Here is a 13,395-nt window from a genome sequence, read left to right as displayed (position 1 = left end):
CGGCGAACCGGTCACTCGCAAACCCGGAGAACAACCCTTCTAACCAGCACAACTCGAAAGATCAGCCGTTACACCACTTCCAGGGGCTTGACCGTGGCCTCGCGCAGCAGACCGGGCCGGCGGCATCGCGGGCACGGCTGCTTCGCGGCGCGGGTGGCCTCGGCCCGCACGCACCGCTTGCACAACGCCGAGCTGGCCGATAGCACCGGCGCGGAGCAGGCGGAACAGCGGCGCGAGCACCGGATGCACCGCCCGGTGTCGGCCTGCAGCACGCGCTGCAGGTCGCAGCCGGGACACGCCGCCTTGGCGGCAGCCTCCCGCTGGCGCCGCACGCATCGGCTGCAATGGTCGCGGCCGATGATGCCGACCGACGCGCCGCAGCCGGCGCAGTCGCGCTGCCGCTTGCCCACCATCACCTCCGGACAGCCCTGGTCGAGGGACTACAGCGGCGGCATGGAACGCCGCCCGTCGCCGGCCGCCTGCCGCGGTTCGGCCACGGCCGGGCGACTCGGCGGGGCAGGCTGCTCAACAGGTGTGGTGTCGACCTCGAGCAGATCGTTGGGGGTGCACTGCAACGCGGTGCACAACGCCATCAGCGTCGACAGCTTGATCTGCGAGGGTTCCTTGGTCAGCAGCGCCGAGATCGACGCCGCGGACAGCTCCAAGCCCGCGCGTTCGGCCAGCAACCTGCGCAGGTCGCTGCCCGACCACACCTCACGCTGAGCCGCGGCCATCCGCAACCGCCATCGGATCTTCACGTCGCCGGCCCCTCTCCGTCCAGATCGGCGAGGGTGCCCGACACCGCCCGCCGATAGGCGTCCTCGATGAACGTGGTGGACGGGCGGACATACCGCATCGTCGAGCTAACCGTCCAGTGCCCGAGTAACTGCTGGATCGCGACCAGGTCCACGCCGCGTTCGTAGTTGTGCGTCGCGCAGGCCCGGCGCAGGGCATGCGGACTGAACCACTGTTCGGCCGGGCGGCCTTCCAGCTGCATCAGGCGGCGCAGCCGGTTACGGATCGTTCCCCGGTGCAACCGTCCACCGGACTCGTCGGCGAACAGCACCGGCGAGTCCGGGAACCGCCCCCGCACGTCGTCGAGGAACCAGCGCAGCACCAGATCCAGGCTGTCGAGCATCGGCACCCACCGCGGCCGCGGCCCCGACGTGTGGGCGGCCTTACCGAACCGCACATGCAGCTTCCCGAATGGACCCCGCCCGAAGTGCATGTCCGCCACATCGAGCATCGACGCCTCCTCCGAGCGCAGCCCAGCGTGATACAGCGTCCGGAACATCGCATAGTCGCGCGCTGCCGGCGCGTACTTGCGGGCCGTGGCGATCCGGTCCTTGAGGAACTCGAAGAACTCGGTCACCCGCTCCGGTGTCGGCGGCGCCAGCGTCTGCGGCGAATCGTCGCCAACATGCCGCGACGCATTGAACTCATCGACCGGGCAGACCAGGCGGACGCCGAACGTCGCCTCGATCTCGCCGGCCTTGCGGACCTGCAAGAACCGGTGGAACGCCTTGAATATCTGCACATACTCGCGTCGCGTCGACGCCTTACGGCCCGCCACCGCCAGGCCACCGACCACCCGGTCGACATCCTCGGGTGTGACCTCCCACGCCGGACGGCCCAATGCGCTCAACGTCCGATCGAGCAACCCGATGTCGTTGTCGATCGTCACCGGGCTGAATCCGCGAGCCCGCCACGACGCGACGAAATCCTCCGCGCACCGAGCCTGGAACTCCCACGGATCGGCCTGCACAGGAACGGCCGCCACGCCGCCGGTGATGACCCGCAGACCCGGAACCACCCGGACACCTTCTTCCCGCCTAACTGAGTAAGGCGGTGCCTAATTTATCGATCGACTACCTCAAAGATCAAGAGATGAGACGGGATCGGTTCTCGCCAGGCACAAGGAGCAGTCCGGCCCGGACGAACATGAGCCAGCCCCAGATGGCTGGACCAAGACCTTCACCGACCCCCGGCTATGCGCCGCCATCGTCGACCGACTCACCTTCGGCGGCACCATCCTCGAGACCGGCACCGACTCCTACCGTCTGGCCCAAGCTACAAAGCAGCGGACAACCTGACACCCGTCGGGCGCGGAAGCGGTGTCGACGCAAACCAACATCCGCGGCACCGACACGTGCCCGGCGGTGTCAGAACTCGCCAATAAGCGGCGTCGGACGGAACCTCCGCAGCCACCAACCGCGACGGCGGCGGATCGGTACTGTCCATCGCCGCCCGGTACGCCCGCCACTGGGCCAGCAGTTCCTGCTGGCGGCCGCTATCCAGGATCGGCAGCAGGCCATCCTGCTGGTTGTAGCTCAACGCCATCAGATACGAATCCGCCGCAGCGTCCGGCGACCGCGCGCCGCGACCGGCCTCGATGGTTGCCTCGCGATCCAGGCCAGCGGGACGCCAATGACCGTGCCGCCGCAGCACACCAACACGGTGGGGACCAGGACGAGAACTGTCCAGCGCTGCCGCACCGACCAGCCGGCCAGCCGGTGGCGTCGGTGGTCTTCCCACTGCTGGTAATGGTCGACGAGGTTCGTGACCCGGCTACGCCAGCGTTCGCCTGTTCTGATCACGACGAAACGATAGGTGTTCCGATCACGGACCTCGATGGGATTCGAGGTGCGCACCTGCGCGTAAGTCGACTAGTGGCGATCTCCTCGCGCGGGCAGGCTCGACCACGCCGCGCCGGCCGTTCGGGGGCAAGGGGTCGCTTGCGACCGAGCGGAGCGCGGCTTGCCCCTTGCGGCTGGGCGGACGGTGTGGCTTCCCTGCGGGTGCCCGCGCCAGGAGATCGCCACGACAGCGGCTTCTCCGATCCTGGCGGATCTCCGAGCCGGGCCGGGGTCCGGGGCAGAGCCCCGGGAAGAACCGACAACGCCGAGAGTTCCCGAGCGAAGACCCGGCTAGAACCTGGCTAAAAGCCGTCGGGCTGGCCTGGGTTTTTGATCGGGTTTCAGGTCGTCCCCTACGTGCCGTAGGGGCTGCTCACCCGCCCTGCCCAGAGCGGCCCACACCAAACCCAACCACAATCACGCTTCGCTTATTTGATTGTGGTTGGGTTTGGTGTGGGCAGGGCAGGGCGGGTGAGCAATAGGTGAGTGGGTGGCTGTGGTGTGAGTATATGGTTACTGTGAGTGGTTTAGTTGCGGTTAGTGGGTGGGTTGCGGTTGGGCGACGACGCTTCGCGCGTCGCCAAGATCGGATCGAGCTGCGCTCGATTCAAGGTCAACACCAGCCGAGTTTGGTGTTGGTGTAGTTGACCTTGTCCGATCTCCGCGTCTTGATCAATGTCTTCGACGACGCCCGCAGCGCCCCGTGGTGCCCACTGGCGGACCGTTGGTCTGTGCTGACGTTGTACTGGCTACCCGTCGGTGTCCGTTGTCGTTTTCGCCGTATCTTCCTCTGAGGGCCGACGAACGTTGAACCCCGACCGGAGCTATTGGCATAAGTGCTGTCAGCGGGCTAAGCCCCGGAACCTCGCATCTAACTGCTCGGCAGTCCGCTGGCCCCTGATCGTCCGGACGCTCAGATACGCATCAATTCACCGGCGGCTGATCGATGTGTGTCGGATCTTGAACGAGGGGCCTGCTTCATGCTGACCATGGCCTGGGGAGACATGCGCGGCTTCGAGTGTGGACACCACGGGGCCCGTCTGGGTTTCATAGGGCATGGACTACGACCTCAGCCGGCTCGGAGACAAGCAATTTGAGCATCTCGCGCAGGCCCTGCTCGTAAAGTTTCTCGGGCCGCAGGTCTCGGTGTTCGGGGCAGGCCCAGACGGCGGACGAGAGGCCACGTGGCAAGGCCCAGTATCCGAGCGACGCCTCCCAGATGGGTGGGCCGGCTACGGCGTGGCGCAAGCAAAGTTCAGGTATAGCCAAGGCACGCCAGCCAGCAATGCATCCTGGCTAAAGACGCAAATTATGGCCGAGCTCCAGGAATGGACCAAGGCCGGAACGCGTCGCACGCCGTTACCGGACTACTTCCTGGCAATTACGAACGTCACCTTATCCGCGGTGCCGGGAGGCGGAGTCGATAGCACACTCGACCTGATCGGAACCTATTCACGCAATCTTGGTATGAAGCTGAAAGGATTCGCCGTCTGGCATTATGACCAAATTAGGGCATTGCTCGACGAGTCGTCCGAAATCCGAAAGACATACGCCGCCTGGTTCACACCGGGTGACGTTCTCGCTAGCCTGATCGATGCGCAAGTCGAAGCGGCACGCGATCTTGCGCAGGTTCTCAGCGCACACGCAGCCAAGACACTCATAGACGATCGCCGACTGAACCTCACGCAGGCGGGCAGCGTCGGAGACGGGCACGTCGGGCTGGCCGATGTATTCATAGATCTCCCCGCTTTCCCTCCTTCGCGACAGGACACCGAAACAACAGCGACGCGAATTCCTGGCCTTGAACAACCCGCGCTGGAAGGTATCGCTCTGGAGCTTATTCGGGCTGGCGACAGGGCATTTAGTCCGACAGCGTTATTGGCCGATAAAAATGCGCCACGTGCAAGCCGGGCGGTCATTATCGGTGGCCCGGGCCAGGGGAAAAGCACCGTCGGTCAGTTCTTGTGTCAAATCTATCGGTCGGCATTCCTTGAGGGGAGTACGCTGACCGTCAATCCAGAGGTTCAGAGCGTCCGGGAAGCAGTTATTGAACACGCAGCTAGGCTAAATCTGCCCACGCCGAACGCACGACGCTGGCCGGTGCGTGTGGCGCTCTCGAACTTTGCGGATGACCTCGCGAAGGGCGAATGCACGTCTGTCCTCGATTTCGTGTCGGATCAGTTAGAGCGTCGGTCCGGCTCAAATGTGTCCCAGGCCCATATCAGGTCCTGGCTTCGGAGCTATCCCTGGCTGGTGGTTCTCGACGGCTTGGACGAGGTTCCCGACGCATCTAATAGATCACAAGTAATGTCTGCAATATCGGACTTCCTCATCGACGTTCAGAGTGTCGCTGGTGATGTGATGGTTGTCGCCACGACGCGCCCTCAGGGATACAACAATGAATTCGGAAGGGAATCTTCTCGCCACTACGAACTGGCGCCGCTCCCGATTGGCTTCGCCATGAAATACGGATACATCCTAATTGAGGCAAGGTTGGGCGCCGGCAACGACCGCGCCGAGATTATCAAGGGTCGTCTTGATCGGGCCAAGATTGAAGAATCCTCTTCTCGACTACTAACGACGCCACTTCAGGTAACCATCCTGACGCTCTTGCTCGAAAGACTCGGACACGCCCCGCGGGATAAGTGGAGGCTCTTCTCTCACTATTACAGAGTGATCTATCAGAGGGAGCAGGAAAAGGGGACAGAGTTAGCAGAGCTGCTCCACACCCATGAGGCGGACGTTCATTTCATCCACTACCGCGTCGGGCTTCTGCTGCAAGTCCGGGGCGAACGATCCGGTGACACGCGGGGCGTTGTCACAAAAGATGAGTTCACTAAGCTAATTGCCTCTCGCCTCCAATCTCAGGGAAATTCGGCCGAGCAGGCTGGCAGGCTAGCGCAAAGATTCGTCTTCCTCGCAACAGAGCGTTTGGTATTCCTCGCGGCCATAACCAGCCAGGAGATTGGTTTCGAAATTAGAAGTCTTCAAGAATTCATGGCGGCCGAGGCGATTCTGGCCGGACCAGACACTCAAGTCCGTAAAGGACTAGCGGCGATCGCCGCCTCATCCTATTGGCGCAACGTCCTGCTTTTTGCCGTCGGCAAGGTCTTCGCGATAGCCGATCGCGAGCATTTCCGCGCGGAGGTTGCCGCACTCTGTCACGGCGCCAACGTCGACAGCTCCAATGGCCGTGCGACGTTACCGGGAAGTTCCTTGGCAGCAGCCATACTAAAGGAACGAGTTACCGCAGCGCAGCCTGCTTACACGAGGATTTTCGCGGACTGCGCCTCGCGCATGCTTGCACTTCCGATAGATATAATCCGTGGCGCTGGCCTCCTCGAGCTTGTAAACGACCAAGAGGCCTGGACGCAAGTGTCCGCGGCACTCGAATCGGCATCGCGAGGAACACAGAGTCAACGTGCAACCGCCATATCACTCCTTGCCGCTGCCGCGGACATCGGCAATTCTCAATCACTGGCCCGCCTTACGACAATCATGGGTAAGCCAGATTCTGCCGTGATTGAAGCTGTCCTCCGAGACGACGAGAATCTGATTTCCAAGTCGTTGTCACGATTCATAGCAGCCGACGTTGCCCGTCTGCCGCCGAGCCGATTCCTAAAGCTTTTGCCCTCTGGTGAGTACGATCCCGAACACCTTCCTCCGCACGCGCGTTTCCTCCTCCACGCCATCGACCCCTCCGACCGAAATGACTCGTTAAGACCCCGTCACGAAGGGCCTGCGGCGAAGATCGTCTATCTTAGCTTTAATGGACTCCATTCAATGGCGGTGCCGGCGGCACCAAAGCCGGTTATGGAAGGAAGCTGGGCGCTTGTAGACACATGCCTGGAATTCTGCCGGGTACCAACCTTGGGTTCGCTAGTTCGTGCATTAGAGGTGTCGGCTCAGTTCCCGGAAGAAGTTGCCTATCTCGCGGGCTTCCTTCCCTGGCCGTTGGCCGCATGCATCGAGGAACCGCAAGAAAGGCAAGGCATCCGGCCTACGGCGAACCGAATCGGAGAGCTCGCCCGGGCCGCTGCAATGGGACATCTAGGCGACGAAATCGCTTGGCGGCAGGCCGAGGAACGCTGGAAGCGTTTTCCTGTAACGGTCGATGAATTGACCGACGTACGGTGGGCAGTGGTCGACGGGACGAGGGTTGCGATTCCGTTCGACGAACAGATATCAGTCCATGGCTTCCCAACCTCCTTGGGCTCGTCAGGGATGAGTCACCCTGAAAGCGAGGCTGCCACGGCCGAGTTCACGGAATGGGTTCGGCAATTGTCACGCAGGTGCCTCGCAATGCCGCCAACCCCACAACGGGATACGGTAGCAAACAGCTGCGTATTCTTTTTCTCGGTTCTTGCCGAAAATTCTGGTTCCGGACGCCGCGGCACCAATTCCGTAGCTAGTTCCGCGCTCCCTCGCTATCCCGTGAGTCTCGACGACGCGGACTTGTTGCTACGGCTGATCCGAGTCGGCAGCGAAGGCGCGTACGTCAGCCGCGCGCTCGTTGCCGCGGTCCTAGCTGCCGGAATTGCGACGCGGGAATCCGAGCTTGAGTGGCTCGGTGCTACTTTACGACTACCAGAAAACTACGTCTCAGAGCGCGGTGTACATCCAGTAGGAGAAACGTTTTGGAGACGGTGGGTCGAGGATCCCACGAAATGGCGGCTTGGCCGGCTAGGTCTCTTTCTCTTAGACTTCTTTCCCGAAGGGAAGCCAACCCTGCCAGACGAAGAAACAAGCGCGGCGGCGATCCGATGCAAGCTATTCGCGGAGGCAGGAGCACTAAACCGCGACGGCGACGAGTCCACGATAGAAGCATGGCTGGAGGAGCATCTAGACGAACTTGAAAACGACCCGGGAGAATGCGGCCCTAGCGTCAGGTGTTTGGGGCTTCTGTTGGCACGCACCTCGTACGAACATTCGGAAGAACCCCGTTTCGCGGCGCTGCTAGCCCTCGCGCTTATTGGCCGATCTTCGACCTCGGGCGAAACTCTCGTAGGCGAACTAATCGGACTACTGGGCGCTAAGCCCGTAGGTTCGGAGATCGCGTCTTTAGCCGCCTTGTAGTTACTTGCACCGGCGTTCAGCTAGGAGATGGCCGTCTCCCTCAGAACGACCTTCTCTGCACGCGTGCCGCAGTCGGAGCAATAGGGCGGTGCGCGCGGCTCGGATCGTATTGCGAACTAGTGATTGTCAATCCCCCAAGCGATCGCACAGATTCCGCCAGCGACGTTGCGCGAGGCGTCTCCGCCGTGGAGCCGCTTGTGGAGCGAACCAGAGGCCACGGGTGAGTTTTGCGCTCCACCGAGGCATCGACCCGCATTCGTAGCGCCTGGTAGACGCGCCAGAACAGAAAGGCGGAGCCCCTTCTAATCCGTCCGCCGCCTGTCCGGACCTTGTCCCAAGGGAGGACGGAGAAGGCAAGGCTGGCTGCGGTGAGAACTTCTTACACAGGCCCTTCAAGGCGCGGTACCAGGACCGGCGCTGCCGCCTTCGGCTCCGCGCCGGGCCCGGGCCGCGCAATCGCAAAGTTCCGGCGGGCGCGACGAAGCCTCGGCCATCCCAAGCCGCGGGACTACCGAGGCTCAGCGCCGTGCAGCGAAGTTCAGCTCAGCCGGGCTGTTCAGGCCTACGGCGTCTACCCCACCAGCAAGCATGCCTGCGATCACGGCGGCTCGCCAGCGGCTGTCCTGTGAGATGGCGAGAGGCACCAACTCCGGTCAGGGTAGCCGGTCCGACTTAGCATTGTCTCGAATCGCTTTGACTAGCAACTCTGCGTCTTGGTTGCCATTCCAAGTCAGAAATTCAACATCCCGTTTCGGGGTTTTGTTGTAACCGATTACCATACCCTCTAGTGGTTTGTTGGTAAGGCATATCAGTTGACCAGCTAGATTCTCTTTTGCAGCCATCGTCATGAAGTCGTGCGCCATCCCATGGTCAAATGTTGGGCGGTTGGTCAACCCGCCTTTGACGTATGTTGTGCCGGACGGCCCGGACACGACGAGATCGTGATAATCCCCGTCGCTACCTCGCCTGACCTCGTAGTCGACTCTAGGTAGATTTGTAAGAAGGCTTTCTTGAATGAACTCTATGTAGGCTGATCGATACGCCTGTACACCTCTTCGTAGCTCTGCAGGTAGCCGGGTTTCATCATCGAAATCAGCATCGGCGAGTTGACTGATAGTAAGTCCTTGGGCCGCCCCGCGGCCATCCCATCCGTACAGGTCCGCTCCTTGCAACTGCGCCCCCAGTAGGTCAGCACCTTGCAACTGTGCCGCACCAAGGTTCGCCCGCCACATCGACGTGCCAATGAGCTTTGCGCCCTGCAACTGTGCCCCGCTCAGATGTGCGAGATCGAGGCATGTGCCACTTAGGGTCGCCCCCTGCAGTTGCGCATCCTGCAGGTTCGCGCTCTTAAGCACCGTCCACATAAGGGACGCCTCCTGCAGCTGTGCGTTCTCAAGTTTCGCGAAATCCAGCTGTGCCGAAGCCAGGCTAGCTTTCCGCAAATCGGCCTTAGCCAAGTTTGCGTGGCGTAGGCGTGTATTAAACAAATTCGCGCCCCGCAGTTCCGCATGCGCCAGCTGGACGCCGTCCAGGTGTAAACCGGAAAGGTCAAGCTGGCTCAGCTCACGGTTAGGACGACGGCGGCGCCGACCGATCGTGGTCAGCGCGGCCTGGACGTCGGGGGCGGGTTTACTAGGTGCCGGCCGCGGATATATGGGTGACTCGTCATTGGGCATGGCCCGCGGCGCGCGTTGACGGATAAAAGCGACGAGTACGTCAAGAACCTGAGCGTGTTGCTCCGGGCTGTCATGCAAGACCTGCTGCAGGGCGTGGATGCCACCGATACGTACGTATAGTTCCGTGGAGCCGAGGCGCTCCAACGCTTTGGTAAATCTATCAGTGACCTGCCCTCGATGCGAAAGCCGGTAATTGCGAGCGGTGTAAAGTAGACCTGCGAGGACTACCGTCGCGCCAGCGAGGGAGACCACCAGGACTCGGGCGTTGTACGCGGCGGTCGCCCGCTCCGCAGGGCTTAGCGTTGGCAGAGTCCCGGACGGGGACGGTATCGGGGAACGCAGATCGGGGACAAGCAGCCGTGGCGCTTGCCAAATCAGCCAGCCGTAACCAACCACCAGTCCGAGTGCGGCAACTAAGGCGGTCATGAGCGAGAGCCGACGCAGGTTGCGTGACGCCATAGGGCTCATCATGACCGATCACCGCTCGCACAGGTAGGCGGACAGAATGTCCTCTTCGCATCGACAGGGGCGGGACACCAGTTGATCTGAGGATACCGCTGCGCATCCGCGGCGATGCTTCAGACCTCAGCGTCATGCGCAGAGGTCAGTGACGGCTGCCGGCCGCAAGCGGTGGGGCGTGCTTGCGGCCGGCAGCACGGCCGATTGGGCTACGCCCGCGCACCGGGAAGGCTCGACCCTCCACCTGCCAAATGTCGACAAGCCTTACCTCGGATCACGGTATGTTTTCCATGTTCGAACGCGCCGCCTTGTTGATCTCATTATCCTGCGGTTGGCCAGCGTGGCACGGATCGTGGCACGAACTACAGGTACAAGGGGCCTCTGAGGACTACGGAGCCACGCCGGTTGAAGATAGAGTGCCTGGTAGATAGGCCGGACCATTCCGTCATGGCCCTTCCTAAACCGAGGGTCAGCTCCTCGAAGGTCGACATGCGCGCGCAACTCGGCATAACCGATGGTTGATTGCCATTGAGCGTTGCGTAACTATCGGCATGGATCAATCGAAAGGATGACCCATGTCGTCAGAGCCTTCGGACAGCATCCCCACGACGCCATGGAGGCCTCCCGAGGCGGCACGAGTCCCGGAACTGCGGGCGGCATTGGCTGCGCAGATGCGGTCGCCTTTCGAGGTTTCGCGTACCGCGCAGGTGATCGCGTCCGGGCGTGGGTCCTTCATCCCGCCATCACGGAATCCTGAGGACGCTGCCCGAACGCTCTGCGAGCAGGAGTATGCACGTCTGGTCGAGGCGGAGCTTTACGCGGTTACGGCGGAGATGACGCGCTTGGCTGTGGTCGCCGGCGAGTCCATCCCTGACTTTCATCTCGAACCGGAAGACGTCCCGGCCCCGACCGGCCTCATGGTCTTCGACGAGCCGATCGGCTCGTACGTCAACACCGATGGTCTGTCACCGGAGCGGTTTCCGATAGTTGCGGTGAGCTGGGGGCAGTACCAGCACGCCAGGTTGCCGCGCGGGGGAGTTTGGTTCACCTTCTACACGCCAGTCGACCTTGAGGGGTTGGAGCGTCAGGCAGCTGTAATGGCGGGCAGGCGGCTGCGGGAGCGGGAGCGGGCACGAATCCGCGTGCTTTCGGGACCGCTGAACTGGGACAACGAGGCGATCGTCGGCTACGGCAGCAGTCAGAAGGCCAGCTACAAGCCAGGGGCCAGCCATGATGCGAAGCTCGACGAGTTCGCTCCCTGGAGCCAGGCGGTGCGTGCCGCTTGGCTCCTGATGGCTCAGCCACAGATCGCTGAGGTGGAGGAGCTGGAACCGTCGCGGGCCGCTCGACGGCGAGCGCTGCGAGCAGGAATCGATGTGCACGCGGTACGTGTGCTACACCTTCGACGCTTGGAGCGCGAGCACGGGGCGCCACAGGACGAGGCGGCCGGCCGCGAATACTCCTGCCGCTGGATGGTCAAGGGTCATTGGCGGCAGCAGTGGTACCCGAGCCGCGGCGTACATCGGCCGATTTGGATCAACCCCCACATCAAGGGTCCTGACGGCAAGCCGCTGAGGACGGGAGAGACCGTGCATCTGTGGGACCGCTAGGCAGCGGCGCGCAGACGGCGACCGGGCCGTATGCGCTCATTGGCGGGAGATTCCCCGTTGGTGTTATGCGCTCGAATCTCACGAGTGTCCCGCGTAGCCTCGTGCCTCGTGCCGAGGAGATCATGGACCTGGATGAAGCGCCTTCACTTTTCTCCGGGATCCAGCGCGCCGCTGGAATTCGGGGCCGAATTGTGGCGCTGGGACATCTCGCTTTACCAGAGCGCCCCAGGCGTTGCCGCAGCGCTGCAACGGGCCGGCAGGGACATCGATGATGACTCCATAATTTACCGGGCCACGCGCACGCTGGCCTCCGATGTGATCGATGCGGGCGGCGGGGCCGAATCGGCATATGAGCGGTTCAAACGCTCGATGAGCGATGCCTACTCGACCTACCTCGATTGGCTCAAGACCGCGCCGGCACCCCCAGAGGGAGTGAGCGCCAGCTGGGCGTTACCGGAGCTTGAGGAGGCGTGGTACGCGATAGAGGACCTGCTGGCCTGGGTCCGCAGGCTCGAAGAACGCCTGGAGAGGAGCCCACGCGGGGGTCCTTCTGAGAAACAGGGGCTGATCCCTGCACTTGCGGAGGGACCGAGGCGCGAGGCCGTTGTCCAGGCGCGCGACCGGCTCAGGGCCTCATGCGCCGACGAGGCACGATTCCTGTCGAACTTGAACCTTCACCAGCAGTCTGTGGAGGGCGGCTCAAAGGTAGCGACGGTTGTAGACGGCCGGCTGTTCCTTCGCTTCCCGGACCGGGTCAACGCAGTGGTCGGTCATCGATACCAGCTGACCTTCGACGAAGGCCGCGATGCCGCATCGGTGGCCGACGACGTCGTGCTCGCAGTCGAGCGCTTCATGGATGAGATGCTCATTGCATTCGAGAGCAATGTCCCCGACCGGTTCAAGTTGCCGCCGACCGCGCCGGCGAACTTGGCGACTCCTAGCTAAGCGCTTAGCGCGCCGGACGTGGCACGACCCATTCGGCGAACCGGCGGTGCGCGGTCCGCCAGTGCACCGGGAACGAGCCGGGAAGCTTGCGCCACGAGCAGCCGGAGTCGAGGACGTACACGATCGCCGCGAGCATCGCCCGGTCATCGGTCCGCCGCCGACCGCCGCCTTGGTGCCTTTCCGGGTGCGGCGGCAGCAACGGCTGCGCGAGATGCCAGAACGCCTCCGGGCAGTACTTCTCCACGTCATCCACACCCGGTCAACGAATGACCTTGCGCTTCAACCACCCCAAACGACACACGGTCTAAGCACTGTCGACGTCATGGACGCCGTTGACGGCGGGCGTTCCCGCCGGTTACCCGTGCTCGTCCGGTTCGGCGTCGGCGAAGGCGCGGTATCCGCCGAGATCTCGGGCTGGGCGAGGACGTCGCCGCGGTGTACGACTCGGACCGGACCCGGGGCCATCATCGGATGCTGATCCGCCGGCGTAGCGAGGTCGTGTCGGACATTCAGCAAGACCGCCGTCGTCATCACCGCGAAGTCCGCCGGGCGCAAGGTCTTCGGCCTCGCCACCGCAGGCGTCCGTCTCGCTTGACCTCTTGCGCGTCAGTCCGGCAGCCAGTGCAGCTCGTGCGCCAGGGTTTTGGCGACGGCACGGATGCGGCGGTGTAGTGGTGACTGCTCGCGTGGGAGGACCAGGTGGATCGTCAGGCTGGGCGCGCCTCGCAGTGGTCGCCAGGTGAGACCGGCGGGTTGTGCCGTGGCCGCGGCTTCTCCGGCCGGGGCGAGGGTGACCCCGTCGTGCAGGTCGCGCTGAGACATGTCGAAAGAGACTGCGGGCGTGTGGAATCGGGGATGTGGTCGGGTGTCTCGGAACAGTGCGGACAGCTGATCGTGGATCACGGGGTTGGCCGCACGGTCCGGGAGTCGCAGCGGATACGCGGCCGCGTCGGCGATCTCGATCTCCGATTGTTCGGCCAGCGGATGGTGCTG

10 protein-coding genes and 1 pseudogene are annotated in these 13,395 nt (G+C 62.9%); 4 read left to right on the top strand and 7 right to left on the bottom strand.

Features of this window, described 5'->3' with window-relative positions; translation table 11 throughout:
- Nucleotides 1-68: 68 nt before the first annotated feature.
- The 3 genes from ACIA5D_RS51150 to ACIA5D_RS51140 are packed head-to-tail and all read right to left on the bottom strand — an operon-like array spanning nucleotide 69 to nucleotide 1,813.
- Complete coding sequence (locus tag ACIA5D_RS51150) at nucleotides 69-416, bottom strand: hypothetical protein (RefSeq protein ID WP_396038014.1); 348 nt, start codon at nucleotides 414-416, stop codon at nucleotides 69-71.
- Between the two features lie 24 nt (nucleotides 417-440).
- A complete protein-coding gene (locus ACIA5D_RS51145; RefSeq protein WP_396038013.1) occupies nucleotides 441-758 on the bottom strand; it encodes a helix-turn-helix domain-containing protein in 318 nt (105 codons plus the stop codon).
- The gene (locus tag ACIA5D_RS51140) at nucleotides 755-1,813 is read right to left on the bottom strand and encodes a tyrosine-type recombinase/integrase (protein ID WP_396038012.1); all 1,059 of its coding nucleotides are present in this window, start codon (nucleotides 1,811-1,813) and stop codon (nucleotides 755-757) included. Before ACIA5D_RS51140 ends, ACIA5D_RS51145 begins: the two co-directional genes overlap by 4 nt.
- 46 nt (nucleotides 1,814-1,859) lie before the next feature.
- On the opposite strand from ACIA5D_RS51140, the gene ACIA5D_RS51135 reads away from it, so the two are divergent.
- Entirely contained in the window at nucleotides 1,860-2,093 is a 234-nt protein-coding gene (locus ACIA5D_RS51135; RefSeq protein ID WP_396038015.1) for an ATP-binding protein, read from the top strand.
- Nucleotides 2,094-2,339: 246 nt separating this feature from the next.
- Here the strand turns inward: ACIA5D_RS51135 and ACIA5D_RS51130 are convergent, their stop codons facing one another.
- Complete coding sequence (locus ACIA5D_RS51130) at nucleotides 2,340-2,597, bottom strand: hypothetical protein (protein WP_396038011.1); 258 nt, start codon at nucleotides 2,595-2,597, stop codon at nucleotides 2,340-2,342.
- Nucleotides 2,598-3,692: 1,095 nt separating this feature from the next.
- On the opposite strand from ACIA5D_RS51130, the gene ACIA5D_RS51125 reads away from it, so the two are divergent.
- Nucleotides 3,693-7,712 carry an NACHT domain-containing protein gene (locus tag ACIA5D_RS51125; RefSeq protein WP_396038010.1) on the top strand — a complete coding sequence of 1,340 codons (4,020 nt, stop codon included), beginning with the start codon at nucleotides 3,693-3,695 and terminating at the stop codon, nucleotides 7,710-7,712.
- 653 nt (nucleotides 7,713-8,365) lie between these two features.
- Here the strand turns inward: ACIA5D_RS51125 and ACIA5D_RS51120 are convergent.
- A complete protein-coding gene (locus ACIA5D_RS51120; RefSeq protein WP_396038009.1) occupies nucleotides 8,366-9,814 on the bottom strand; it encodes a pentapeptide repeat-containing protein in 1,449 nt (482 codons plus the stop codon).
- 608 nt (nucleotides 9,815-10,422) lie between these two features.
- On the opposite strand from ACIA5D_RS51120, the gene ACIA5D_RS51115 reads away from it, so the two are divergent.
- Nucleotides 10,423-11,457 carry a hypothetical protein gene (locus ACIA5D_RS51115; RefSeq protein WP_396038008.1) on the top strand — a complete coding sequence of 345 codons (1,035 nt, stop codon included), beginning with the start codon at nucleotides 10,423-10,425 and terminating at the stop codon, nucleotides 11,455-11,457.
- A 132-nt stretch (nucleotides 11,458-11,589) separates the two neighbouring features.
- Nucleotides 11,590-12,402, top strand: a complete 813-nt coding sequence (locus ACIA5D_RS51110) for a hypothetical protein (RefSeq protein WP_396038007.1) — start codon at nucleotides 11,590-11,592, stop codon at nucleotides 12,400-12,402.
- A gap of 4 nt (nucleotides 12,403-12,406) precedes the next feature.
- Here the strand turns inward: ACIA5D_RS51110 and ACIA5D_RS51105 are convergent, their stop codons facing one another.
- Together ACIA5D_RS51105 and ACIA5D_RS51100 are read right to left on the bottom strand one after the other, a co-directional pair.
- On the bottom strand, nucleotides 12,407-12,655 hold the full coding sequence (locus ACIA5D_RS51105; RefSeq protein ID WP_396038006.1) for a transposase: 249 nt from the start codon (nucleotides 12,653-12,655) through the stop codon (nucleotides 12,407-12,409).
- Between the two features lie 353 nt (nucleotides 12,656-13,008).
- Nucleotides 13,009-13,395, bottom strand: a pseudogene (locus ACIA5D_RS51100) (LysR family transcriptional regulator); the annotation flags it as partial.

This window comes from Actinoplanes sp. NPDC051513, from assembly GCF_044454685.1.
Taxonomy (GTDB): Bacteria; Actinomycetota; Actinomycetes; order Mycobacteriales; family Micromonosporaceae; genus Actinoplanes.
This window is presented reverse-complemented; position numbering and strand designations above follow the sequence as displayed.